Origin of the sequence: Mesorhizobium sp. CA13, assembly GCF_020165235.1 — a bacterium.
GTDB lineage: Bacteria > Pseudomonadota > Alphaproteobacteria > Rhizobiales > Rhizobiaceae > Mesorhizobium.
In genome coordinates, this window is record NZ_JAIUHS010000001.1 from 204651 (window position 1) to 229144 (window position 24494).

Sequence of the window (24494 nt, forward strand, 5' to 3'; positions counted from 1 at the left end):
TATCACCGATAAACTTTAGGAAAGAAGCATCTCGATGAAAAGGGCCTATCTCGTCGTGCTGACGGCAATGGCGCTGGACGCGGCCGGCATCGGGCTGATCATGCCGGTGCTGCCGGGGCTGTTGCGCGAGGTTGGCCATGTCGAGGACATCGGCTGGATTTTCGGCGCGTTCCTGGCCGCCTATGCCGCCATGCAGGTGCTGTTTTCGCCCCTGCTCGGCGCGTTGTCGGACCGCTACGGCCGCCGGCCGGTGCTGCTTCTGTCGCTTGCCGGGTCGATGCTGGATTATCTGTTCATGACCTTCGCGCCGTCGCTGCCGCTGCTGTTCGTCGGCCGACTGATCGCCGGCATAACGGGCGCCAGTATGGCGGTGGCCTCCGCCTATATGGTCGACATCAGCAGCGAAGAGCGGCGCGCCCGCGCCTTCGGCCATCTGAGCGCGGCTTTCGGCGTCGGGTTCATCGCCGGTCCGGCGCTCGGCGGCCTGCTCGGCGATCTCTGGCTGCGCGCGCCGTTCCTGGCGGCGGCAGGGTTCACCGGCGTCAATCTGGCGCTGGCCTTCCTTCTGCTGCCGGAGCCGGAGCGGGTCGGCGGCACAGGCGAGCCGCTGTCGTTGAACCCGCTGGCGCCGCTGCGTTGGGCGTTGACTTTTCCGGCCCTCCTGCCGCTGCTCGGCGCCTTTGCCGTGCTCGGCCTTGTCGGCGAAGTCGGCGGCACCGTCTGGGTTCTCTACGTGCAGGACAAATTCGGCTGGAGCCTTTTCACCGTGGGCATCTCGCTGGCATTGTTCGGCCTCTTCCATGCCGGGGCCCAGGGTTTCGTCGCCGGACCGATCGCCGAGCGTTGGGGCGAAAGGCGAGCGCTCATGGTCGCCATCCTTGCCGACAGCACGGCCTATGTGTCGATCGCGCTCGCCTGGCAAGGCTGGATGGCGTTCGCGCTGTTGCCGCTTTTCTGTCTCGGCGGCATCGGAGCCCCGGCGCTGCAATCGTTGCTGACGTCACGTGTCGGCGCCGATCACCAGGGGCGATTGCAAGGTGTGCTCACCAGCATGACGAGCCTGGTCTCGGTGTTCGGACCACTCGTCATCGCCATGCTCTATTTTCGCACTCGAATGGTCTTCCCAGGCATGGTGTGGGTCGCGGGCGCGACCCTCTATGTCCTCTGCCTGCCCCTGCTGCTCGCAACCGGATCGCCCACGGCCAAACGGGAGGCGGCGGAGTGAGGATGATAGTGCGCCGGCGGCAGGACTATCCCTGCCCCATCCTGTTCCAGGCGTCCAGCCCGGCGATCTTGTAGGCCTCGGCCAACGTTGGATAGTTGAAGGTGTTGTTGACGAAGAAGTCGACCGTGCCACCCAGATTGATCACCGCCTGGCCGATGTGGATCAGTTCGGTGGCGCCCTCGCCGACGATATGCGCGCCGAGCAGGCGGCGCGTCTCGATCGAGAACAGAAGCTTCAGGAAGCCGGTGTTGACGCCCATGATGTGGCCGCGCGAGGTCTCGCGGAAACGCGCCACGCCAACCTCGTAGGCGGCGCCGCTCTCGCGCACCTGTTCCTCGGATTGGCCGACGGTGGAGATCTCTGGCACCGCGTAAATGCCATAAGGAAAGGTTTCCGGCGGCGGCGGCAAGGTCACGCCGAAGGCATGGCAGGCGGCCACCCGGCCCTGCTCCATCGAGGTGGAGGCCAGGCTCGGAAAGCCGATCACGTCGCCGGCGGCGTAGATGTTGGGCACGCTGGTCTGGAAGATATGCGGATTGACTTTGATGCGTCCCCTGGAGTCAGCCTCGATGCCGACCGCGTCGAGGCCGAGGCTACCGACATTGCCGGTGCGGCCCGCGGCATAGAGCACGATCTCGGAACGTATGGTGCGGCCGTCGGCCAGCGTGACCTCTGCATGGTCGGGTCTCGAGGCGATCTCCTTCACGGCGCTTCCCAGCCGGATGGTCATGCCGCGGTCGCGCATCTGGTGGATGAAGTCGTCGACGATCTCGCGGTCGACGAAATCGAGGATCGTGTTGCGCGGCTCGACCAGCGTCACCGGCACGTCGAGCGCCGAAAAGATCGTCGCGTATTCGACCCCGATGACGCCGGCGCCGATGACCGTCAGCGTGCGCGGCAAGCGGTCAAGCTCGAGCATCTCGTCACTGTCGAACACGCGGCTCTTGTCGAACGGCACGTCGCGCGGCCGGTGCGGCCTCGTGCCGACGGCGATCAGCGCATTGGCGAAGCCGACCTCGCTGTAGTCGCCATTGTCCGATGTCAGGCTGACCCTGTTGGGCCCGAGAAATTTCACCGCGGCACGGGCGCTCTTGACCGTGTTGCGCATGAACTGGTGCTGCAGCACCTCGACCTCGTGGTCGAGGGTCTTGTGCAGGCGCTCGACCAGGTCGCCGACCGAGATGTCCTGCTTGACCCGGTAGCCGCGCCCGTAGAAGCCGCGCTCGCGCCAGCCCGAGAGATTGAGCACGGTTTCGCGCAGCGTCTTCGACGGAATGGTGCCGGTGTGCACGGAAACGCCGCCCAGGCGCCGCCCCCTGTCGACGACCAGTACCGATTTGCCGAGCTTGGCCGATTGCACAGCGGCACGACGGCCGGAAGGGCCGCTGCCAATGACCAGCATGTCGTAGTCCATCCTGCCCGTCCCTGCCCCTCGGCGCTTTTGGTGCGCCGCAACAAGCTAACGCCATGTCAGGCGCGAATTCAACCGGCCCGCCGGCCGCTTCGCCCGCCTTGCTTACCGGCGAAGGCCCGATCTTGATTCCGTCATCAGCCTTTACCATTTTCCCAGCAGGTGGGGCGCAGGCTAAGCAGGCCCCTGTTACGAGGAAATGACATGAACGCTCGCGTTCTCGACGGCGAAATCATCAACACCAGGCTCGACGACGTCAGGGTCTATGAAGGCGTGCGCACGCGCCGTGTCCTGGCGGTCATGATCGACTATGTCATTGTCGCGCTGCTCACCATCCCTGTCGCCATACTGGTGTTTTTCCTCGGGCTTTTGACCCTCGGGCTTGGCTGGATGCTGTTCGGCGTCCTGGTCCCGGCGGTCGCGATTCTCTACATCTGGAACACGCTTGGCAGCGCCGACCAGGCGACCACGGGCATGAAGATGATGGGCATCCGGCTCGACCGGCTCGACGGCAGGCCGATCGACGGGCTCACGGCGGTGGTCCATTCGGTGCTGTTCTGGGCCGGCAACGTCATCCTGTCGCCGCTGGTGCTGCTGGTGACGCTGTTTGCCGATCGCAAGCGCACGCTGCACGACCTGCTGCTCGGCACGGTGGTCAGCCGCACCGGCCGCTAAGAGGCATTTTCGCAAGCATCGCCGCGGCGTCGGCGCAAATGTGAAGGCGTCCACATGGCCACGCCTTCACAATCCTGTTGAATTTTTCGCTTTCCGCGCCAAAGGTAGAGCGATTCGAAGGAGTGTTTCCGAGACTCGATGACGCAGCACCCGACCCAGTCGCCGCAGTTCTTCCTGACCGCGCCGTCGCCGTGCCCCTATCTCGACGGCCAGTTCGAGCGCAAGGTGTTCACGCATCTGGTCGGCGACAAGGCGTCGGAGATGAACGATCTCCTGACGCAAGGCGGGTTCCGCCGCTCCCAGAACATCGCCTACAGGCCGGCCTGCGAAACCTGCCGCGCCTGCGTCTCCGTACGCATCCTGGCGCAGGAATTCGTCGCCAGCCGCAACATGAAGCGCGTGCTGCAGCACAATTCCGATCTTGTCGGCGCCATGCACAATGCCGAGCCCTCGACCGAACAATATTCGCTGTTCCGCAGCTATCTCGACGCCCGCCACCGCCGCGGCGGCATGTCGGACATGACGGTTCTGGACTACGCCATGATGGTCGAGGACACCCATGTCGACACCAAGGTCATCGAATACCGCCGGCGCGGACCCGACACCTTCATCACCGGCAAGGGACAGGGCGAGCTGATCGCTGTGGCGCTCACCGACAAGATGGCGGACGGCTTGTCGATGGTCTATTCCTATTTCAATCCCGACTTCGAGGAGCGGTCTCTCGGCACCTTCATGATCCTCGATCACATCGCTCGCGCCAGGGCAATGGGGCTGCCCCATGTCTACCTGGGCTACTGGGTCAACGGCTCGCGCAAGATGAATTATAAGATGCGCTTCATGCCGCAGGAGCATCTCGGTCCGAAAGGCTGGGAGCGCTACACCAACGAAGCGGTCTCACGCTGAGTTTTTCCAAGATCCACGTTTAACTGTTTCAACGCAGGGGATGCTGGTCTTTCAGCCGCTTGGCGGGAGAGTGCGTCATTGCGCCGATCGGCCGCTCCGTCCGTATTTCATTACGAAAGTTTGCATATGAGTTCCCACAGCGACCACCAGAAGGGCCTTCTGATAACCGCCATTGGCGGCCTGACGCTGACCGTCGACATTCCGCTGATCCGGCTCGCCGATGGCGGCGCATGGACGATCCTGCTCTTGCGCGGAGGGACCACCTTCATCGCGGCAATGATCATCTGGGCGGTCTGGCGGGTGCTGAGCCGAAACGCCCCGCAGCTCATTCCAGGCTGGTCGGGACTGGCGGCCGCGATATGCTACGGGCTGACCTCGATCACCTTCGTCACCGCCGTCTTCCACACCTCGACCGCCGACCTGGTGTTCATCCTGGCCTTCAACACGGTGTTCGCCGCGCTCTTGTCCTGGTTGTTTCTCCGGGAAAGACCGCGGGCGGTGACGCTCGCGGCGATGCTGGTCATGATCCTCGGCGTGCTGGTAATCGTCGGCGGATCGGTCGGCACCGGACATCTGTTCGGCAATTTCATGGCGCTGTGTTCGGCCTTCTTCATTTCCGTGGCCATCACCATTTCGCGGGCCAGCGGCAAGGACATGGGCTTCACGGCGCTGGTCGGGGTTGTTCCGCCGCTCGTGCTGGCGGCCTTCATGGTGTCAGGCGAAGGCATCCATGTGAGCGCGCCCTGGTGGATCATCTTCAACGGCGCCGTGATCATGCCGATCTCGTTCTTCTGCCTGGCGGCCGGCCCCAAATACATCTCCGGACCGGAAGTGGCGATGTTCTACCTTCTGGAGACCGTGCTGGCGCCGGTGTGGGTATGGCTGATCTTTTCCGAAGCGCCGTCGCGCAACAGCCTGATCGGCGGCGCGATCCTGATCGTCACATTGGTGGTCCATTCGGTGTGGCAGTTGCATGACGGACGCAGGCGCCGCGCCGCCCTTACGGTGCGTCATCCTGCCTGAATCTTCTTTGCCTCGCCGTCGATCTCGATCAGCGACGGCGAGCCTTCCTGTTCCGGGGAAGCAGGCATCTCGTCCATCATCTCGACCTCACGCAGCCATTCGCGCCAGATCGCCACCAGCAGCGCCATCAGCACCGGGCCGATGAACAGGCCGAGAAAGCCCATCGTCTTGACGCCGCCGATCAGGCCGAAAAAGGTCGGCAGGAAGGGCAGTTTTATCGGTCCGCCGACGAGCTTCGGTCGCAAGGTCTTGTCGACGATGAACAGTTCGACCGTGCCCCAGATGAACAAAGCCAGGCCGGCCACCGGTGAGCCGCTGGCGGCGAGATAGATCGAAACCAGCGTAAAGGAGAGCGGCGCTCCGCCGGGAATCAGCGCCATGACGCCGGTCAGCGCGCCAAGCGTCACCGGCGACGGCACGCCGGCCAGCCAATACGCGATACCCAGCACCAGCCCCTCGCCGATGGCGATGACGGTCATGCCGGTGACGGTCGAGGAAATGGTCGCCGGCACGACGCGCGAGATGCGCTCCCACCTCGTCGGCAGGATGCGCTCGCCGAGCCGGTCGACCTGGCCCGCGAAATGCTCGCCGTCGCGATAGGCGAAGAACAGCGCGATCATCATGAACAGAAGCGTCAAAAGCAGGCCGAAGGCGCTGCCGCCGGCGGCAAGGGCGCCGCGATAGATGCTGCCGATATTGGCGCCGCTGACCAGTTGGATCAGTTCGCCGATGCCGCCGGGATGGCCGAGATTGGTCGTCCATTGCTGGTTCAGCCATTCTCCCACGACAGGCAGCGTGGCGATCCAGTGCGGTGTCGGGGCGCCGTGCCGATTGGTCTCGATCGCCCAGCCGACCCATTCGCGCACCTCGTTGATGGCGTAGGTGCCCGCGAGCGCGATCGGTATCACCAGGAAGGCGAGGATGAACAATATGGCGAAGGTGGCGGCGATGGTGCGGTTGCCGCCGACACCGGCCAAAAGCCGCCGGTAGAGCGGCCAGCTGGCGAAAGCGATGACCAGCGCGGCCAGCACCGGGAACAGGAAGCCGTGGAAGAAATAGACGCCGGCGGCAACGATCAGCACCAGCAGCCAGCGCGCCGCCGAGAGCGGTGGGATGACGGCGGCCCTGAGCGGCGTCGACAGGCCGAACAGGCGCTGCCCCGGTCTCTGGATTTTCGCTTCCTTCAAACGCTCGTCTCTCCCCGGCCCATTCGGCTGCTGTGCACTGATATAGTGCAGCAATCGTGACGATAGTCCAAATCGTGATGGTGAAGCGGCGGATTTCCGCCACGAGGGCCCTCGAGAGGAGATGGCCGGCAGGCCAGAGGGGTCGCTGCGTAAGGCGCTAGCATACTCCGTTCAAGTATGAGGTTGCGTCCGGTCGAGCCCCTCTGTCGCCTTCGGCGACATCTCCCCCACGAGGGGGGAAATTATCCAAATTTCCCCGTCCTCGGGAAACCCTTGGGCACCATGCGGCCGGCGGAGGCGCGGGCGCCGATCCATTCGGCCAGTTCCTCGCGCGACCTTGTGAAGGTGCGGTCGGCCGAATCCTGCCAGGAAAGACCGGTCTCCAGCGTAAACGGCTTGAGGTCGAGAAGCCCGCCATCCTTGTATTTCTGCAGCCGCACGCCCTTGCCGCGGCTCATTTCCGGAATGTCGGACAGCGGAAACACCAGCATCTTGCGGTTCTCGCCGACGATGGCCAGATGATCGCCGCCGACCGGCACGCAGCGCTTGGCTTCGTCGGGCGCCTTGACGTTCATCACCTGCTTGCCCTTGCGGGTGTTGGCGACGACCTCTTCCTCCGGCACGATGAAACCGTTGGCGTCATGCGAGACCAGCAGCAGCTTGCGCTTCGGATCGTGGACGAAGGCGGTGACGATGTCCTGGTCGTTGTCCATGTCGACGATGATGCGGATCGGCTCGCCATGGCCGCGCCCGCCCGGGAGCCGGTCGGCGCCGATGGTGTAGAATTTGCCGCCGGTGGTGAACACCAGGATCTTGTCGGTCGTCTGCGCATGGAAGGCTAGTTTCAGGCTGTCGCCTTCCTTGAAGGCAAGCTGAGAATGGTCGGTCAGATGACCCTTCATCGCCCGCAGCCAGCCCTTTTCCGAAACCACCACGGTGACCGGCTCGCGCTCGATCATGGCATGCGCGATGTCGGTCAGGTCATGCTCGGGCGCATCGGCGAACTGGGTGCGGCGCTTGCCGAGCTCGGTCTCGGGGCCGAATTTGTCCCGCAGGCTCGCGACCTCCCACTTGATCGTCGCCCATTGCTTGGCTTCGGACGCAAGCAGCGCCTCGATCTGCTTCTTTTCGGCGGTGAGGCCGTCGAATTCCTTGCGGATCTCGAATTCTTCCAGCTTGCGCAGGGCGCGCAGGCGCATGTTGAGAATGGCTTCGGCCTGGGTGTCGGTGAGCGACCAGCGGGCCATCATGACCTGCTTGGGTTCATCCTCCTCGCGGATGATCTTGATCACCTCGTCGATATTGAGATAGGCGATCAGGTAGCCGGCGAGGATCTCCAGCCGTCTTTCGATCTCGCCGAGGCGGTGTTTCGAGCGGCGGATCAGCACGTCGCGGCGATGCTCGAGCCATTCCTGCAGCACGCCTTTCAGCGACAGGACGTTAGGCACCTTGCCGCGTGACAGCACGTTCATGTTGAGCGGGAAGCGGCTTTCAAGCTCGGTGAGCTTGAACAGCGATTCCATCAGGATACCGGGATCGACGGAGCGGCTCTTGGGCACCAGCACGACGCGGATGTCCTCCGCGCTTTCGTCCCTGATGTCCTCGAGCAGCGGCAATTTGCGCGCCATCAGGAGCTCGGCGATCTTCTCGATCAGCCGCGCCTTCTGCACGCCATAGGGGATTTCGGTGACGACGATGCTCCAGGTGCCCCTGCCCTGGTCTTCCTGGCTCCATTTTGCCCGCACGCGAAAGCCGCCGCGACCGGTTTCGTAGGCTTCGAGGATGGAGGCTCGGCTGTCGACGATGATGCCGCCGGTGGGGAAATCCGGGCCCTGGACGAAATCCATCAGCTTCGCCACCGGCGCGTCCCGATGCTCGATCAGGTGGAGGGCGGCGTCGCAAAGTTCGGCCGCGTTGTGCGGCGGGATCGATGTCGCCATGCCGACCGCGATGCCGGACGAGCCGTTGGCCAGCAGGTTGGGGAAGGCGCCCGGGAGCACCACCGGCTCCTCGTCCTCCTCATTGTAGGTGGGCCGGTAGTCGACGGCGTCCTCGGTGATGCCCGCGAGCAGCTCGGTCGCCACATCGGTCATGCGCGCTTCGGTGTAGCGCATGGCGGCGGCGTTATCGCCGTCGATGTTGCCGAAATTGCCCTGGCCGTCGACCAAGGGGTAGCGCATCGAGAAATCCTGCGCCAGCCGCACCAGCGCATCGTAGATCGACTGGTCGCCATGCGGGTGGAACTTGCCCATCACCTCGCCGACGATACGGGCGCATTTGGCGAAGCCTTGGTCGGGGTTGAGGCGCAGCAGGCGCATGGCGTGCATGATGCGGCGATGGACGGGCTTCAGCCCGTCGCGGACATCGGGCAGCGCCCGGTGCATGATGGTCGACAGCGCATAGGCAAGATAGCGCTCTTCCAGCGCCTTCTTCAGATCGACCGGTTCGATATGATCGCCGCCACCATTGTCAGGCGGCAAAAGCCTTTTTCCCATGGGCTGGAACTAGCCGAGCGGGTGATTCGCGGCAAGAGGGCAAGCCTTGAAGCGGGTGCATGCCCTGCCCTGCAACACGAAGCCGCAGGCAAGCCCGCCAGCCAACATCAATCCGTTACATGCCGTCTCTATTGCGAAGCGCGACGCTCGGCGGCCCGGTCTCCAGCATGTTCGGATCGGGTTTGCCTTTCGCCGCGATTTTTGACCATTGTGGCGGGATGCGCCTTTTTCCCGTCCAGTTCGTCACTGAAGGGTGATGGCGCCAAAAATTGAAAAATAATTTTCAGGACACTCGCAGGGGCATTCGCGATGACAATCAAACGCTCGACTCTCAGGAAATTCGCCTTTTCGACCTTCTTGCTCACACTGCCGCTGAACGCGGCGCTCGCCCAGGACACCGCGGTCGCCGACCGGCTGAAGGCGGCACTTGCCGCGCAGGGCGTCAACATCTCCTGGACCGGCGTGACCGGCGACAACGCCAGCATGGTGTTGCAGGGCGTATCCATCAAACCGGGCGCGGAAAAAGAAGCCCTTGCGATAGGCGACGTCAAGCTCGAAGGCGTGACCGAAGCCAATGGCGGCTATGATATCGCAACCGTGTCGACCTCGGCCTTCGAACATAGCAAGGACGGCGTCACCCTCAATTTAAGCCCCCTCGTCATCCACGACATGATGGTTCCGGCCGATGGCGCCACAGGCCCGCTGGGCTCGCTGATGATGTACAAGTCCGCCGAACTCTCGAAGATGACGGTCAAGATCGCCGACAAGACCGCTTTCTCGATGGACGGGCTTGCCATCCAGATCACGCCGCCGGCGGACGGCAAGGCGATGGAATTCACCGGCACCACCGAGAAGTTCAATGCCGACCTGACGCTGGTCGAGGATCCCAAGTCGAAGGAAGTCATCAACGCACTCGGCTACCAGAACATTGCGGGCAATTTCGAGATGGCCGGCACCTGGCAGCCCACGGACGGCAAGATGGAGCTGTCGAAATACAACATTTCGGTCGAGAATGCCGGCACGCTCGGCATGACCTTCGACCTGGGCGGCTACACGCTCGACTTCATCAAGTCGCTGCAGGAAATGCAGAAGAAGATGGCGGCGCGGCCTGAAGGCGCCGACAATTCTGCACAAGGCATGGCCATGCTCGGGCTGCTGCAGCAGCTTTCCTTCAACAGCGCCTCGATCCGCTTCGACGACGATTCGCTGACCAACAAGGTGCTGGACTATGTCGGCAAGCAGCAAGGCATGTCGGGCAAGGACATCGCCAACCAGGCCAAGGCGATCGTGCCGTTCGGCATGGCGCAGCTCAACAATCCCGAGCTGACGGCGCAGGTAACGGCGGCGGTCGGCAAATATCTCGACGACCCGAAGAGCCTCGAAATCTCGGCCAAGCCGCCGGCGTCGGTGCCGTTCGCGCTGATCATGGCGGGCGCCATGTCCAATCCGACCGACCTGCCGAAGACGCTCGGCGTCACCGTCAAGGCCAACGAAGACTGATCGAAGCGACCTCGACTTGCTTCAGGATGCGAAAAGCCCGGCAGCGATGCCGGGCTTTTGTCTGGGATTCTCAAATCGAACGAGTCGCTTCGGAGGGTTCTTTAAAGCTCCGTCCGAAGCGCCGTCACGCCTCTTTCTTGATCGGCGCGACACGCAGCGACAAGTCGCGAAGCTGCTGCGGCGTGGCTTCCGACGGCGCATTCATCAACAGGTCGTAAGCCTGCTGGTTCATCGGGAACATGGTGATCTCACGCAGGTTCTTGGCGCCCACCAGCAACATCACCACCCGGTCGATGCCGAATGCCGCTCCGCCGTGCGGCGGCGCGCCGTACTGGAACGCACGGTAGAGGCCGCCAAAGCGTTCCTCGACGGTCTGGCGATCCAGGCCGACCATCTCGAAGGCCTTGACCATGGTTTCGGGCAAATGGTTGCGGATGCCGCCCGAGGCGATCTCGAAGCCGTTGCACACGGCGTCGTACTGGAACGCCTTGATGCCGAGCGGCTCCTGGTTGTTGAGGGCGTCGATGCCGCCCTGCGGCATCGAAAACGGGTTATGGGCGAAATCGATCTTCTTCTCGTCCTCGTTCCACTCGAAGAACGGAAAGTCGACGATCCAGCACAGCTCGAAACGGTCGCGATCTACAAGGTTCAGTTCCTCGCCGGCGCGGGCGCGCGCAGCGCCCGCGAAGGAGACGAATTTCTTTGGATCGCCGGCGACGAAGAAGGCGGCATCGCCATCGGCAAGGCCCAGTTGAAGACGGATCGCCTCGGTGCGCTCCTCGCCGATGTTCTTGGCAAGCGGACCCGCGCCTTCGATTTTCTCGCCTTCCTTGCGCCAGAAGATGTAGCCCAATCCGGGCTGCCCCTCGCCTTGCGCCCAGCTGTTCATGCGGTCGCAGAAGGCACGGCTGCCCCCGGTCCTGGCCGGAATGGCCCAGACCTCGGCCTTGGGATCGTTGGCCAGGATGTTGGCGAAGACCTTGAAGCCGGAATCACGAAAATGGTCGGAGACCGCCTGCATCTCGATCGGGTTGCGCAGATCCGGCTTGTCGGTACCGTATTTGCGCATCGCAACATCATAGGGAATGCGCGGCCAGTCCTTTGTGACGGGCTTGCCGTTGGCAAAGGCCTCGAAGACCGATGTCATCACCGGCGCCATGGTGGAAAGCACGTCATCCTGCTCGACAAAGCTCATTTCGAGGTCGAGCTGGTAGAATTCGCCGGGCAGGCGGTCGGCGCGCGGATCCTCGTCGCGGAAGCAGGGGGCGATCTGGAAATAACGGTCGAAACCCGAGACCATGATGAGCTGTTTGTACTGCTGCGGCGCCTGCGGCAGCGCATAGAAGGTGCCGGGGTGAATGCGTGACGGCACCAGGAAGTCGCGCGCGCCTTCGGGCGACGATGCGGTGAGGATCGGCGTCGAGAATTCGGTGAAGCCGACCTCGCCCATGCGCTTGCGCATCTCGGCGATGATCTTCGTGCGCGCCACGATGTTCCTGTGCAGCGTCTCGCGGCGCAGGTCGAGGAAACGGTATTTCAACCTGATGTCCTCCGGATAGTCCGGCTCGCCGAACACCGGAAGCGGCAATTCCTTGGCCGCCGAAAGCACTTCGATCTCGCGCGCGAAAATCTCGATCTCGCCGGTCGGCAGGTTGGCATTGGTGGTTTCAGGCAAGCGCGCCTTGACCTCGCCGTCGACGCGGATCACCCACTCGCCGCGCACCGTCTCGGCGATCTTGAAGGCCGGCGAATCGGGATCGGCGACGATTTGGGTCAGGCCATAGTGGTCGCGCAGGTCGATGAACAGCAGGCCGCCATGGTCGCGCACGCGATGCACCCAGCCCGACAGGCGAACGGAACTGCCGACATCGCTCTTCCTCAACTGGGCACAGGTATGGCTGCGGTAACGGTGCATTGTCATTGGTAAGGTCCGGGGTGCTGGGTTGCAGGCAGAAGCCCGCCTGAAAATTTGCGCGAAAAGCGCATGGGAGGCCGGGTTTGTCAAGGCGAGTGGGCGGAGGGACAGGCAACGAACCCGCGTTCACGGAGTTACCTTTGGAGCGTTCGCCGGCGCGCTGGCTGACGGAGCATTAAACGGAAAAACCCGCCTGGATGGCGGGTCACTGGCGCAAATCAGCACCATAGATAGTTTGTAGCATTAACTGCCCTCACCTGTCAAGGCACCAGCGGACTGGCACCAGCGGACTGGCCGTCGTCGGATTTTTTAAACCCGAGTTTCGGACGCCCTGGATTGAACCACTCCGTCCCGGCCAGGGTCACCCTATGAACCAAGGCTCGACAGCCGCAGGCGCCGCGCGAGGTGATCGACGACCAATGCGGTGCTAGCGGAGGATGTTGCGGCCTGATGAAGGCGAATCTCCGCCCCGGGCAGCGGCGGCACATAAGGGCCAGGATGGACATCGCGCAGGCCGGACGCGAGCATGCTGCCCTTGACTACGGTAACCGCAAGGCCCTGCTCGACGATCGCCTCCGTCGCGGCAAGGCTCGGGCTGACATAGGCCAGTCGCCACGGCCGGCCCGCTCTGTCGAGCGCCTCAACCGCCCACGCGCGAAACAAGCAATCAGGGTCCGACAACGCGACGGGCAGTGGGTCGAGTTCCTCGACAGAGTGGGTCCTCGCCGCCGCCCATATCGCCCTTTCGCGGCATATCAGATCGCCCTCGGCCGCACCTTCCGGATGCATGGCGATGACCGCGTCAAATGATGAGCCGAGCCGTTTCAGCAGCCGCGCGGTGAGGCCGATCTCCATTTCGACCTGCACGAGCGGAAATCGCACGGCGATATCGGCGAGAAGGCGCGGCAGGATCTTGGTGCCGTAGTCCTCCATAACGCCGATCCGGATGCGTCCCGCCACCCGTTGGTTGAAGACACGGGCAATCGCCTGCTCGTTAAGTGCAAGAATGCGGCGTGCGTCGATCAGAAACCCCTCCCCGACGGCCGTAAGCTCGACATGGGCCGTCGAGCGACGGAACAGCGAAATGTCGAGGCGCTCTTCAAGGCGCTTCACCTGCAAGCTGACGGTGGCTTGCGTTCGATTGAGTTGCTCGGCGGCCCGCGTGAAAGAGAGCCGCTCGGCAACGACGACGAAAGCCCGCAACAATTCCGGATCGAGACTCCGACTGCTCATAGCGCAAGCTTATCAAGCTCATTGCGTTTATTCGATTCCTTTTACCCGGTTTGCCCGATACCGCTGGGCTCCGAACTGGCAGGGGGGAAGCGATGGAAACTGGAGGCGTGCTCGCAGCGATTCTCTCCAGCGCCTTTGGCGGCACCGCCGTCGGTGCCACGCGCTATCTCGCGCGTTCGCTGGATCCGCTCACCATCGGCGCGATCCGGTTCGGGGGTGGTTTTCTGGTGCTCGCCGCCGTAGCGCTTCTGCGGCGGGACAAGTGGCCTGCGAAAAGCGATTGGCCGGGCGCCGCCGCATTGGGCCTGCTGTTCTTCGGCCTGTTCCCGGTGCTCTTCAACGGGGCCCTTGTCTACACGACGGCGGCGCGAGGAGCTCTGGCGCTTTCGACGCTGCCTGTGCTCACCATGCTGGCGGGTGCGGTTCTGGGGATCGAACCGCCGACGACGCGCAAGATCGTCGGCGTCCTGGTCGCGATGGCCGGAGTGGCTGTCGCGCTTGCCAGCAGCCTGACGACAGCTCCCCAGGGCGCATGGCGCGGAGACCTCCTGATGATCGCGGCGGCATTCTGCATGGCGCTCTACAATGTCTGGTCGCGACCCTTTCTCTCCCGCTGCGCGCCGACATCATTCGCCGCGTCTGGCATGGCCGTCGGCACGGCCTGCCTGTTGGCGCTGTCGATTTTGACTGGAGGCCTGACGCGACTTGCCGCGCTTGACGGGTCTCAATGGGTTGCCAGCGGATACCTGGCCGTAATTTGCGGCGCCCTGATTTTCTTCCTCTGGGCGTTCGCGCTTGAACGTGCGCCGCCAACGCTGGTTGCCGTTTCGGTTGCCGTGAATCCCGTGACGGCATCGATCTTCGGCGCCGTCTTTCTCGGCGAGCAAGTCAATGCAAACCTGATTGTCGGGCTCATCGCGGTACTGGCGGGAATAGCCATCGCGTCGGGAGCAGCCGGGCGGTTCGCCGTGGGACGTCGAGGAAGCAGTCGCCGGCTTCCTTGAACAGAATGCCGGCGGACACATCCTGTTGGCGCGGGGAATTGCCGCTGGCATTGACGGAAGCGATGGTTCAAGAAGGGATCACAGTCATGTGATCGCCTGATGTCCTCCATCCGTCCGCTGATCCCGCTCCTCATCGCCGCAGGCATCCTGCTCGGCGGCAACGGGCTGCAAAGCACGCTGATCGCGCTGCGCGGCGCGCAGGAAGGTTTTTCGGCCTCCGATATCGGCCTGATGGGCACGTTCTATTTCGCCGGCTTCCTGCTCGGCTGCCTGGCCGTCACCCGCATCCTGAAGGCGGTCGGTCATGTCAGGACCTTCTCGGCGCTGGCCGCGGCCGCCTCGGCCGGCACATTGCTCCTGGTTCTGGTCATCGACCAGGTGATGTGGTGCGCGGTGCGTTTTGCCGGCGGCTTCTGCTTCGCCGGCCTGTTCACGGTGATGGAGGCCTGGCTCAACTCCGGGGTCAGCAACAAGGACCGCGCCCGCGTGCTTGCCATCTACCGCATGGTAGACATCGGCTCGGTCACCGGCGCGCAGTTCCTCATCCCGATCTTCGGCGCCGGTGGTTTCGCAATCTTCGCCATCATGTCGATGATGATCACGCTGTCGCTGGTGCCGGTGTCGCTCGGCGACCGCTCCAACCCGACGCCGCCGGAAGACGTCAAGCTCGACCTGGCGCGCGTCTGGCGGATCTCGCCGCTCGGCTGTTTCGGCTGCATCGCCGTCGGGGTCACCAACAGCGCGTTCCGCACGCTTTCGCCGGTCTATGCCGAGCAGATCGGCATGTCGGTCGCCGATGTCGTCACCTTCGTCAGCGTCGGCATATTCGGCGGCGCTCTCATCCAATACCCGTTGGGCTATCTCTCCGATCGCTGGGACCGGCGCTCGGTGCTGCTGGCGACGACCTGCTGCGCCATGCTCGCGGCGCTGGCGCTGGCGTTCGTGGCGGGAGCCGACCCGTTTCTGAATTTCATCATCATCTTCATCTTCGGCTGTTTCGCCATGCCGCTCTACTCGCTGTCGGCGGCGCACTCCAACGACCGCGCCGGCGCAGGCGAATTCGTTCTGATCAACGCTGCCTTGATGCTGTTCTATTCCTTCGGCGCCATTGGCGGCCCTTTCGCCGCCTCGACGGCAATGCAGTATTTTGGCCCGAGCGCGCTGTTCGTGTTCAGCGCCCTGGTCTATGCGATCTTCATCGCGGTCATTCTCTATCGGATGCGGGCGCGGTCGGGCGTGCCGGCTGGCAAGCGCAGCCGCTTCACCGCGCTTTTGCGCACCTCGACGGTTTTCGCCCGGCTGGCGAGAAGAAACGGCGATCCGGACGGGCCGGAGGGGCGGTGACGCAGCGCCAAAGCTTGACGAAAGCCTTTCCGGCTGAAATCTAGGAAGACCCTACTCCTGCCAAAAGCGATTTGATGCACGTCATCACCACCCAAAAAGAACTCGAGACCGTTCTCGCCGCTTTCGAAAAATCGGATTTCGTCACCGTCGACACCGAATTCATCCGGGAAACGACCTTCTGGCCGATCCTGTGCCTGATCCAGATGGCGGCGCCCGGCATAACGGCGCTGATCGATCCGCTGTCGCCAGACATCGACCTGAAGCCGTTTTTCAGGCTGATGGCCAACGAAGCTGTGGTCAAAGTCTTCCATGCCGCGCGGCAGGACATCGAAATCATCGTCCATCTCGGCGATCTCGTTCCCCATCCGGTGTTCGATACCCAGGTTGCGGCGATGGTCTGCGGATTCGGCGACAGCGTTTCCTACGATCAGCTCGTGCAGCGCGTCACCGGCGCGCGGCTCGACAAGTCCTCGCGCTTCACCGACTGGCGCCACCGGCCGCTGTCCGAAAAGCAGCTCGACTATGCGCTTGCCGACGTCACCCATCTCATCGAGGTCTACCAGCATCTCAGCGCCGAACTCGAGCGGGAGAACCGCGCCCACTGGCTGAACGAGGAGATGGACGTCCTGACCTCGCGCGAAACCTACGATCCGCATCCGGAGGATGCCTGGAAGCGGCTGAAGATGCGGCTGCGCAAACCGCAGGAGCTGGCGATCGTGCAGGCCGTGGCGGCATGGCGCGAACGCGAGGCGCGCGAACGCGACGTACCCCGCGGCCGGGTGCTCAAGGACGACGCGATCTATGAGGTGGCGCAGCAGGCGCCGCGCGACGCGGCAGCGCTCGCCAAGCTGCGCACGACGCCCAAGGGCTGGGAACGCTCCTCGACGGCGACGGCGCTGCTCGGCGCGGTCAACACCGCCCTTGCATTGCCCAAGGAGCAAATGCCGAAACTGCCGAAGACCTTCCAGCCACCGGAGGGCTCGAGTGCCGCCGCGGAACTGTTGAAGGTGCTACTCAGGATCGTGGCCGAAAAGCAAGGCGTGGCCTCGAAGGTCCTGGCGTCCAGCGACGATATCGACCGTATCGCCGCCGAGGGAGAGGATGCCGACGTGCCCGCGCTGCAAGGCTGGCGCCGGGCCGTGTTCGGAGAGGCGGCGCTGAAGCTGGTGCGCGGCGAGATCGGCATCAAGTTCGACAAGCGCAAAATAGCGGTGTTCGATTTGTAGGCGGAGCGCCCCAACGAAGGGGAGTACTGCTCAAAACACCCCGAGCAGATGCAGCGCGAACCAGATCCAGCCCAGCAAAAGAATCACTGCCCCCAGGAAGAAAGACCGGCTGCGCAGGAGCAGATTGTTGCTGCCCAGGTGAACCCAGGCGTGAAAATAGCGGGTCGCGACGAAGATCCACATCAGCGCCAAGGTCAAATAGTTGACGCCGTTGGTCAGGTGCAGCATCAGGCACAGCACATAGAAAAGCACCGGCAGTTCGAACTGATTGCTGAGATTGCTGGCAACGGTCACGCAGGAGGCCGGCTCGGTCGAGCGCGCCTTGTACTGGCTGACTTTGGCTTCGCCCGATTCGATGGCGGCATATCTGCGCCGGGCCATGACGCCATAGACGATGTAGACCAGCAGCACGTGCGCCAGAATGGGCCAGAAAATCGATGTCTGGTTCATGAACCCTCCCCTGCCCGGTACCCACAGGTCAATTCTGTTTCTGGGCCACCAGCCAGAAGACGGTAATGATGATCACCGGAATTGCGAGCAGCGCGAATTTGGTGACGATCAGCGCCGAGGCGAGAGCCAGGGAATCGGGATTGGCCGACAGGAAATCCGACAGAAGGCGGGCCACGGCGATGTTCTGGGCGTAGTTGGCGATCGTGTAGGGCAGCACCAGGATCAGGGCGAAGATCGATTGTATCTGGCCCGGAAGCACGCGGAAATTCCTCAACCGCCTTCCCGTTGCCAGGATCAGACTGACCAGCGTCACCGACAACAGCGCGGGGAACAGAAGATCGAAGGTCAGATAGTGCCAGACCAGGATGATCTCGCCGCCGCGCCGGCCGAGCGCCGTCAGCCAGGCCATGCCTTCATCCGGCGTGAAGCCGAAAACGCGCATGTCGAGCGACGGCAAACCGCCGCTCAACTGGCGGAAATAGAAGAACTCCATGAGCGTCATGGCGATGAAAACCGCCACCGATGCGGTGCAAAGGGCGGCAGCGTGGCGCGACAGCCGCAGGATGGTCGCGGCCAGATTGCGCCAGAACGTGTCCTGGTCGGGCCGATCAGGCTCCGCCGGGATAGTTGGGGCTTTCGCGGGTGATCGTGACGTCATGGGCGTGGCTTTCACGAAGTCCGGCGTTGGATATGCGCACAAAGGTGGCGCGTTCGCGGAAATCGGCAAGGTCGCGGCCACCAACATAACCCATAGCGGCTTTCAGGCCGCCTGCAAGCTGGTGCAGCACGCCAGACACAGGTCCTTTGTAGGGAACCTGCCCCTCGATGCCTTCCGGCACCAGTTTCAGCGTGTCGCGAACCTCCGCCTGGAAGTATCGGTCGGCCGAGCCGCGCGCCATGGCGCCAACCGAACCCATGCCGCGATAGGCCTTGAACGAGCGGCCCTGGTGCAGATAGACCTCGCCGGGGCTTTCATCGGTGCCGGCAAGCAGCGAGCCGATCATGGCGGCACTGGCGCCGGCGGCAAGCGCCTTGGCCAGATCGCCGGAATATTTGATGCCGCCATCGGCGATCACCGAGGCGCCCGATTTGTGCGCGGTCTCCACCGCCGACATGATGGCCGAAAGCTGTGGAACGCCGACGCCGGCGACGATGCGGGTGGTGCAGATGGAGCCGGGGCCGATGCCGACCTTGACGGCATCGGCGCCGGCGTCGATCAGCGCCTTTGTGCCCTCGGCGGTGGCGACGTTGCCGGCCAGGATACGCACCGAATTGGAGAGTTTTTTCGCCCGCGTGACGGCGTCAAGGACGCGCTGCGAATGGCCATGCGCGGTGTCGATGACCAGAAGGTCGACGCCTGCCTCGATCAGGCGCTCGGCGCGCTCGAAACCGTCGTCGCCGACGCTGGTGGCGGCGGCCGCGCGCAGACGCCCCTGGGCGTCCTTGGTGGCATGCGGGTTGAGCTGCGATTTCTCGATGTCCTTGACGGTGATCAGGCCGACGCAATTGCCCTGCTTGTCGACGACGACGAGCTTTTCGATGCGATGCTGATGCAGAAGCCGCTTGGCCTCGTCCTGGTCGACATTCTCCTTGACCGTGATCAGGTTCTCACGGGTCATCAATTCGTAGACCTTCTGCGCCGGATCGGACGCGAAGCGCACGTCGCGATTGGTCAGGATGCCGACCAGCCGGCCGCTCTTGTGGCCGCCGGAGCCGCCATTCTCGACAACCGGAATGCCCGAGATCGAGTAGGTGCGCATCAGCGACAACGCGTCGGCGAGCGTCGCGTCGGGACCGATGGTGACGGGGTTGACCACCATGCCGGATTCGAATTTCTTCACCTGCCGCACCTGCTCGGCCTGCTCGGCCGGCGAGAAATTGCGGTGAATGACGCCGATGCCACCGGCCTGCGCCATGGCGATGGCTAGCCTTGCCTCGGTGACGGTGTCCATGGCCGCTGACAGGATCGGCACGTTGAGGTCGATGTCGCCGGCAATCCGGGTGCGGATGTCGGTCTGGCCGGGCATGACCTCGGAGTGGCCGGGCTGCAAAAGCACGTCGTCAAAGGTCAGCGCCAGCGCGCCGGTGGACGTTTCGATGATTTTTGCCATGGCCAGCCCTTTGAATGCGGGAAAAGCGCTGGACCGGGATGGACAGCGCGACTCTCTTCTTCCCTTTCAGGATTGGCGGTGGCTGGTACCACGTCCCGGCACGGAAGAAAAGCCGATCGTTGCGGACGCTTCAGCTTCTATTGCGAACCAAGGAAAGCGTCCAGCAAAGCGTGGCGCGGCGATGCAAAGGGATTGACGACGGTTACACCGCCCCAGGTGAAGCCCTCCTGCAGGTCTTCCGACAGAAGCAGCCGGCAACCCGTTTGGGATGCAGCCGAAAGAATGACGGCATCCCAGATGCCGAAGCGATGGTCCGCCGCAAGATCGACAGCCATCGTCATCACCTCCGGCGTCGTCCCGGCAACCGGGAACGCGTCGCGCCAGCTAAGCAGCGCATCCCGAGCCTCCTGGCGCGACCTTCCGGCCTTGCGGACGAGGACATTGAACAGTTCACCCAGGACCTGGACCGGAACAATGGCAGCATCCTGTGGAACCTTGCGCAGCAGTTCGAGAATGTGGTCGCGTTTGTCTACGTTGTTAACGCCCTCTGCGTAGGCAAGAATGTTGGTGTCGAGCGCGACCCTCACAGGTCATCCTCGTAGAGCTCATCGCGGGTCCAGCGTCCTGCATTGGCAATCGGCTGCCGTTCGAGCCGCGACAGCAATGCCGCGCGCGAGCGGGAGGCCACGCCCTCGTGCCTCTCCGCAGGCACGATCCGTGCCACCGGCCGGCCATGGCTTGTCACGACATAGCTCTGGCCCTCGCGTACCTCACGCAGGATGCGAGAAAATCTGCGATTGGCATCGGCTGCCGAAACGGCCTCTTCCATAACCATAACGCCCTGTAGTTATTTTCACTACAATAGTGATAAGGCCCGCTTTTTGCAAGCGATTGTGTATCGCATCCGCCACCGGAGGTTGCGGTCGCATAAAAGTGACAGCAATTTAACACGACATTGGTGTCCAGCCGTGATAACCGCCCTGCCTGCCGGCAAACTCCCGGTCGGCAACATCTGGAATCAAGCCCGGACGCGTTCCTTTGAACCGAACCATTCCGCTCATATTGGCGGTCGCTCTTTTCATGGAAAACATGGATTCGACCGTCATCGCGACATCGCTGCCGGCGATCGCCCTCGACATCCACACCAGCCCGATCGCGCTCAAGCTGGCGTTGACCTCCTATCTTGTGTCGCTGGCGATCTTCATTCCGATCAGCGGCTGGATGGCGGATCGCTTCGGCGCCAAGAACGTTTTCCGCGCCGCGATCGCGGTGTTCATCGTCGGTTCGGTCGCCTGCGCTGTTTCGGGCTCGCTGCCGGCCTTCGTGGTGTCGCGTTTCCTGCAAGGCATAGGAGGCGCCATGATGACGCCGGTCGGGCGCCTGGTGCTGGTGCGCGCCACGCCCAAGAGCGAACTTGTCGCGGCGATGTCCTGGCTGACCGTGCCTGCGCTGGTGGGCCCGCTGGTCGGACCGCCGATCGGCGGCTTCATCACCACCTACTTCACCTGGCACTGGATTTTCCTGATCAATGTGCCGATCGGCCTGATCGGCATCTGGCTGGCCACCCGCTTCCTGCCTGAAACCGAATCGATGGAGACGCCGCCGCTCGATTTCATCGGCTTCGTGCTGAGCGGGCTGGCGGCGTCCGGCGTCGTGTTCGGCCTATCGGTGATCAGCTTGCCCTATCTGCCGCCGGCGACCGGCTTCATCACCGTGGCCGTCGGGCTGGTGTCGGGCGCTCTCTATCTCATGCATGCGCGCCGTGCCAGGAACCCCCTGCTGGCGCTCGACTTGTTCCGCAACCAGGTATTCCGCTCCTCCGTGCTTGGCGGCGGACTGTTCCGCATCGGCATCGGCGCCGTGCCGTTCCTGCTGCCGCTGATGTTCCAGATCGGTTTCGGGCTGACGCCGTTCCAGTCCGGCATGATAACCTTCGTCTCGGCAATCGGCGCCATCGGCATGAAATTCGTCACAGCGCTGATCTTCCGCGTCGTCGGCTTTCGTCGCGTGCTGATCGTCGGCTCGCTGGTGGCTGCCGCGTCGATCGCCGTCAACGGGCTGTTCACGCCCGACACGCCCTATCTCCTGATGCTCGCCATGCTTTTGGTCGGCGGCTTCATCCGCTCGATGTTCTTCACCGGCATCAACGCCCTTGCCTACGCCGAGGTTTCGGCCGAGGACACGAGCAAGGCAACGCCGATCGCCGCCGTCTTCCAGCAACTGTCGATCGCGCTCGGCGTGGCGGTTGCCGGCGGCATCCTGGAAATATCGACGAGCATCCATGGCAGGTCGCTGACACTGGCCGATTTCCACAGCGCCTTCTTCATCGTCGCGGCAATTTCCGCCGCCGCATCGCTGTCGTTCATGCGGCTCGCGCCGGATGCCGGCAACGCCGTCTCGGGCCACGGCCGCCTGACCATGCCCAAGCCGCTGGAACCGGTGAGGTCGCCGGGGGAGTGAGCTTTTCCCTTCTCCCCTTGTGGGAGAAGGTGGATCGGCGCGCAGCGCCGAGACGGTTGAGGGGTGTTCCAGCGGAGTGAGGCGTTGGCGTTCCCTGGAACACCCCTCATCCGACCTCGCTTCGCGAGGCCACCTTCTCCCACAAGGGGAGAAGGAAGGCGCTACTCGCGGCCCGCCTCTCTTCCTTTGAAATCCTTCGCCAGTAGATACAGCTCCACCGACTCATCGCGCGACGCAGGCGGCTTGACGTGGTGGACGGAGCGGAAATTCTTCTTCAGCATCGAGAGCAGCTCGTTTTCGGCACCGCCCTGGAACGTCTTGGCCAGGAAATGTCCGCCCGGCTTCAGCACCGACAGCGCGAAATCGGCGGCGACCTCGCACAGATGCATGGTGCGAATGTGGTCGGTCCGCTTGTGGCCGGTGGTGGGCGCCGCCATGTCGGACAGCACGACGTCGGGATCGCCGCCCAGCGCCTCGGCCAGCTTGCGCGGCGCTTCAGGGTCGAGGAAATCCATCAACAGCACCGGTGCGCCGGGCACCGCGTCCATTTCCAGATAGTCGATGCCGACGACATGCGGATTTTCCGCGGTCGATTTGGTCCGCGCGGCTGCGACCTGACACCAGCCGCCGGGGGCCGCACCGAGGTCGATCACCTTCATGCCGGGTTTCAGCAGATGGTGCTTGTCGTCGATCTCGATCAGCTTGTAGGCCGCGCGCGAGCGGTAGCCGTCAGCCTTGGAGCGCTGGACGTAGGGATCGTTGATGTGGCGCTGCAGCCAGCGGCGCGACGATTCCTTCAACCCGCTTTTCTTCTTGATCCGCGTCTTCAGCACGCGAATGCCGGCCGAGCCCGGCTTTTCCGGTTTCTTGGTCATTGGTTGATTTCTTTTTTGAGCGGGATCATGTCCTTCCGCGTCCATCGTTGCGCCAGACGCCGTCATCGGCCATCAGCTCGCTCAATATGCCCTCGCGCAGGCCACGGTCGGCGACGCGCAGCCGCTCCGACGGCCACACGGCGCGGATCGCTTCCAGGATGGCGCAGCCGGCCAGCACGAGGTCGGCGCGGTCGGCGCCGATGCAGGGGTTGGCTACGCGCTGCTGGAAATCCCAGCCGACCAGCTTTTCGACCATCCGGTCGACGCTGTCCCTGTCCATCCACAGGCCGTCGACGCGGCGGCGGTCGTAGCGTTCGAGATCGAGATGGACGCCGGCCAGCGTCGTCACCGTTCCGGAAGTGCCCAGCAGATGAAAGTTCGGGCTGGCCTTGAGGTGGCTTAGCCTGTCACGCCCGTCGAAGGCGGCGAGCCGGGCCGCGACGTCGTCGACCATGGCGCCAAATATTTCGCGCGTCACCGTGCGGCCGCCGAAACGCTCGGCCAGCGAGACGACGCCGACCGGCAGCGACGTCCACGACACGATGTGGTTTGCCAGCCGCGGCGAGCGGCGGCCGGTGAGATCGATCAGCGCGATCTCGGAGGAGCCGCCGCCGATGTCGAACAGCACGACGCCCTGCGTGTCGCGCTCGACCAGCGAACCGCAGCCTGATACCGCGAGCCGCGCTTCGGTCTGCCGGTCGATGATTTCCAGCTTCAGGCCGGCCTCGCGCTCGACGCGCTCCAGGAACTCGATGCCGTTCGCCGCCGAGCGGCAGGCCTCGGTGGCGATCAGCCGCGCCTTCCTGATCTTGCGGTTGCGCAGTTTCTCACCGCAGACCTTCAGTGCCTCGACCGCGCGGTCCATCGCCGGTTGGCCGAGCTTGCCATTGGCCGTGAGCCCCTCGCCCAGGCGCACGATGCGCGAAAAGGCGTCGATGACGCGAAACTGGCCATGACGCGCCGGCACTGCGACCAGCAGCCGGCAATTGTTGGTGCCGAGATCGAGCGCGGCGAATACCGGCAGTTCCGGCATCGGCGGCCGACGAGCCCCAGGTTCGGGCCGCGCCACCGCGATGGGCGGCGAGGCTATGCCTGCGGGTGCTGGCGCCGCGCCAGGACCGGGCGCCGGCGCTCCGTTCACCGCGGGACGAACACCGTCGCGCGCAAAAACCTTGCGCCCGCGCCGGCGTTTGCGCCTTTTCTTGGGCTTGCCCTTTTGATGATGGTTCGCGTCGCTCGCCTGCCCGTCGGCGGAGCGCGGCTCCGTCGGCCGGCGTTGCTGCCATTTGCCGGTCCCCGGGCCTGCCGGGCCCGGGGAAGCGCTGGACGCGCCCACCTCCGGCGCGCCGGCGCCGGTGTCGCGGTCTTCCACTGTCGTTCCTTCCGGCGCCGCGCGAACCGGCGAACGGACGCAGCAGGCGCTTCTTTGTTTCAAGTTGCCGCCAGACTAACAGCGC

General features: G+C 63.8%; 21 protein-coding genes. 9 read left to right on the top strand and 12 right to left on the bottom strand.

Annotated elements, in window-relative coordinates:
* Positions 1–34: 34 nt before the first annotated feature.
* Positions 35–1225, top strand: a complete 1191-nt coding sequence (locus LB566_RS01130) for a TCR/Tet family MFS transporter (RefSeq protein WP_224622559.1) — start codon at positions 35–37, stop codon at positions 1223–1225.
* Positions 1226–1250: 25 nt separating this feature from the next.
* On the opposite strand, the gene sthA is transcribed toward LB566_RS01130, so the two are convergent.
* The gene (sthA, locus tag LB566_RS01135) at positions 1251–2639 is read right to left on the bottom strand and encodes a Si-specific NAD(P)(+) transhydrogenase (protein WP_224622560.1); all 1389 of its coding nucleotides are present in this window, start codon (positions 2637–2639) and stop codon (positions 1251–1253) included.
* A 201-nt stretch (positions 2640–2840) separates the two neighbouring features.
* Between sthA and LB566_RS01140 the strand changes: the two genes are divergently transcribed.
* From LB566_RS01140 to LB566_RS01150, 3 genes are all read left to right on the top strand, one after another.
* Positions 2841–3311 carry an RDD family protein gene (locus LB566_RS01140; RefSeq protein ID WP_140549108.1) on the top strand — a complete coding sequence of 157 codons (471 nt, stop codon included), beginning with the start codon at positions 2841–2843 and terminating at the stop codon, positions 3309–3311.
* Between the two features lie 138 nt (positions 3312–3449).
* The gene (locus tag LB566_RS01145; protein ID WP_140494092.1) at positions 3450–4214 is read left to right on the top strand and encodes an arginyltransferase; all 765 of its coding nucleotides are present in this window, start codon (positions 3450–3452) and stop codon (positions 4212–4214) included.
* Between the two features lie 126 nt (positions 4215–4340).
* The gene (locus tag LB566_RS01150) at positions 4341–5237 is read left to right on the top strand and encodes a DMT family transporter (protein ID WP_224622562.1); all 897 of its coding nucleotides are present in this window, start codon (positions 4341–4343) and stop codon (positions 5235–5237) included.
* Here LB566_RS01150 and LB566_RS01155 read toward each other — a convergent pair.
* Positions 5225–6424, bottom strand: a complete 1200-nt coding sequence (locus LB566_RS01155; RefSeq protein WP_140549110.1) for an AI-2E family transporter — start codon at positions 6422–6424, stop codon at positions 5225–5227. The two genes, LB566_RS01150 and LB566_RS01155, sit on opposite strands and share 13 nt — an antisense overlap.
* 242 nt (positions 6425–6666) lie before the next feature.
* The gene (gene parC / locus LB566_RS01160; protein ID WP_224622564.1) at positions 6667–8919 is read right to left on the bottom strand and encodes a DNA topoisomerase IV subunit A; all 2253 of its coding nucleotides are present in this window, start codon (positions 8917–8919) and stop codon (positions 6667–6669) included.
* A gap of 309 nt (positions 8920–9228) precedes the next feature.
* Here parC and LB566_RS01165 point away from each other — a divergent pair, with 309 nt between their 5' ends.
* Positions 9229–10419, top strand: a complete 1191-nt coding sequence (locus tag LB566_RS01165) for a hypothetical protein (RefSeq protein ID WP_224622566.1) — start codon at positions 9229–9231, stop codon at positions 10417–10419.
* Between the two features lie 124 nt (positions 10420–10543).
* Here the strand turns inward: LB566_RS01165 and aspS are convergent, their stop codons facing one another.
* Together aspS and LB566_RS01175 are read right to left on the bottom strand one after the other, a co-directional pair.
* Positions 10544–12334 carry an aspartate--tRNA ligase gene (gene aspS / locus LB566_RS01170; RefSeq protein ID WP_224623612.1) on the bottom strand — a complete coding sequence of 597 codons (1791 nt, stop codon included), beginning with the start codon at positions 12332–12334 and terminating at the stop codon, positions 10544–10546.
* A 366-nt stretch (positions 12335–12700) separates the two neighbouring features.
* Positions 12701–13540 carry a LysR family transcriptional regulator gene (locus tag LB566_RS01175; RefSeq protein ID WP_318012810.1) on the bottom strand — a complete coding sequence of 280 codons (840 nt, stop codon included), beginning with the start codon at positions 13538–13540 and terminating at the stop codon, positions 12701–12703.
* A gap of 134 nt (positions 13541–13674) precedes the next feature.
* Here LB566_RS01175 and LB566_RS01180 point away from each other — a divergent pair, with 134 nt between their 5' ends.
* From LB566_RS01180 to rnd, 3 genes are all read left to right on the top strand, one after another.
* Positions 13675–14571 (top strand): DMT family transporter, encoded by an 897-nt coding sequence (locus LB566_RS01180; protein WP_318012811.1) that lies wholly within the window; start codon positions 13675–13677, stop codon positions 14569–14571.
* 99 nt (positions 14572–14670) lie between these two features.
* Positions 14671–15915, top strand: a complete 1245-nt coding sequence (locus LB566_RS01185; protein ID WP_224622572.1) for an MFS transporter — start codon at positions 14671–14673, stop codon at positions 15913–15915.
* A 74-nt stretch (positions 15916–15989) separates the two neighbouring features.
* Entirely contained in the window at positions 15990–17141 is a 1152-nt protein-coding gene (rnd, locus tag LB566_RS01190) for a ribonuclease D (protein WP_224622574.1), read from the top strand.
* 30 nt (positions 17142–17171) lie between these two features.
* Here rnd and LB566_RS01195 read toward each other — a convergent pair whose 3' ends face one another.
* From LB566_RS01195 to LB566_RS01215, 5 genes are all read right to left on the bottom strand, one after another.
* Entirely contained in the window at positions 17172–17591 is a 420-nt protein-coding gene (locus tag LB566_RS01195) for an MAPEG family protein (protein WP_224622576.1), read from the bottom strand.
* A 28-nt stretch (positions 17592–17619) separates the two neighbouring features.
* Positions 17620–18249 carry a hypothetical protein gene (locus tag LB566_RS01200; protein ID WP_224622578.1) on the bottom strand — a complete coding sequence of 210 codons (630 nt, stop codon included), beginning with the start codon at positions 18247–18249 and terminating at the stop codon, positions 17620–17622.
* Entirely contained in the window at positions 18200–19702 is a 1503-nt protein-coding gene (gene guaB / locus LB566_RS01205; RefSeq protein ID WP_224622580.1) for an IMP dehydrogenase, read from the bottom strand. Before guaB ends, LB566_RS01200 begins: the two co-directional genes overlap by 50 nt.
* A gap of 137 nt (positions 19703–19839) precedes the next feature.
* A complete protein-coding gene (locus LB566_RS01210; RefSeq protein ID WP_224622582.1) occupies positions 19840–20289 on the bottom strand; it encodes a PIN domain-containing protein in 450 nt (149 codons plus the stop codon).
* On the bottom strand, positions 20286–20531 hold the full coding sequence (locus LB566_RS01215) for a type II toxin-antitoxin system Phd/YefM family antitoxin (protein WP_140549120.1): 246 nt from the start codon (positions 20529–20531) through the stop codon (positions 20286–20288). The genes LB566_RS01210 and LB566_RS01215 overlap by 4 nt, the downstream gene beginning before the upstream one ends.
* Before the next feature lie 209 nt (positions 20532–20740).
* Between LB566_RS01215 and LB566_RS01220 the strand changes: the two genes are divergently transcribed.
* Positions 20741–22162, top strand: a complete 1422-nt coding sequence (locus tag LB566_RS01220) for an MFS transporter (RefSeq protein ID WP_224622584.1) — start codon at positions 20741–20743, stop codon at positions 22160–22162.
* A gap of 161 nt (positions 22163–22323) precedes the next feature.
* Here the strand turns inward: LB566_RS01220 and LB566_RS01225 are convergent, their stop codons facing one another.
* Positions 22324–23037 (bottom strand): RlmE family RNA methyltransferase, encoded by a 714-nt coding sequence (locus tag LB566_RS01225; RefSeq protein WP_140549122.1) that lies wholly within the window; start codon positions 23035–23037, stop codon positions 22324–22326.
* Positions 23038–23062: 25 nt separating this feature from the next.
* Positions 23063–24409, bottom strand: coding sequence for a Ppx/GppA phosphatase family protein (locus LB566_RS01230; protein WP_224622586.1), 1347 nt, complete (start codon positions 24407–24409; stop codon positions 23063–23065).
* Positions 24410–24494: the final 85 nt, after the last annotated feature.

Bases quoted from the DNA above. Each gene is read 5' to 3' on its own strand.
- LB566_RS01225 (WP_140549122.1), bottom strand. From the start codon at position 23,037: ATGACCAAGAAACCGGAAAAGCCGGGCTCGGCCGGCATTCGCGTGCTG.
- sthA (WP_224622560.1), bottom strand. From the start codon at position 2,639: ATGGACTACGACATGCTGGTCATTGGCAGCGGCCCTTCCGGCCGTCGT.
- LB566_RS01195 (WP_224622576.1), bottom strand. From the start codon at position 17,591: ATGAACCAGACATCGATTTTCTGGCCCATTCTGGCGCACGTGCTGCTG.
- parC (WP_224622564.1), bottom strand. From the start codon at position 8,919: ATGGGAAAAAGGCTTTTGCCGCCTGACAATGGTGGCGGCGATCATATC.
- guaB (WP_224622580.1), bottom strand. From the start codon at position 19,702: ATGGCAAAAATCATCGAAACGTCCACCGGCGCGCTGGCGCTGACCTTT.
- LB566_RS01140 (WP_140549108.1), top strand. From the start codon at position 2,841: ATGAACGCTCGCGTTCTCGACGGCGAAATCATCAACACCAGGCTCGAC.
- LB566_RS01150 (WP_224622562.1), top strand. From the start codon at position 4,341: ATGAGTTCCCACAGCGACCACCAGAAGGGCCTTCTGATAACCGCCATT.
- rnd (WP_224622574.1), top strand. From the start codon at position 15,990: ATGCACGTCATCACCACCCAAAAAGAACTCGAGACCGTTCTCGCCGCT.
- LB566_RS01200 (WP_224622578.1), bottom strand. From the start codon at position 18,249: ATGACGTCACGATCACCCGCGAAAGCCCCAACTATCCCGGCGGAGCCT.
- aspS (WP_224623612.1), bottom strand. From the start codon at position 12,334: ATGCACCGTTACCGCAGCCATACCTGTGCCCAGTTGAGGAAGAGCGAT.
- LB566_RS01145 (WP_140494092.1), top strand. From the start codon at position 3,450: ATGACGCAGCACCCGACCCAGTCGCCGCAGTTCTTCCTGACCGCGCCG.
- LB566_RS01165 (WP_224622566.1), top strand. From the start codon at position 9,229: ATGACAATCAAACGCTCGACTCTCAGGAAATTCGCCTTTTCGACCTTC.
- LB566_RS01185 (WP_224622572.1), top strand. From the start codon at position 14,671: ATGTCCTCCATCCGTCCGCTGATCCCGCTCCTCATCGCCGCAGGCATC.
- LB566_RS01130 (WP_224622559.1), top strand. From the start codon at position 35: ATGAAAAGGGCCTATCTCGTCGTGCTGACGGCAATGGCGCTGGACGCG.
- LB566_RS01215 (WP_140549120.1), bottom strand. From the start codon at position 20,531: ATGGAAGAGGCCGTTTCGGCAGCCGATGCCAATCGCAGATTTTCTCGC.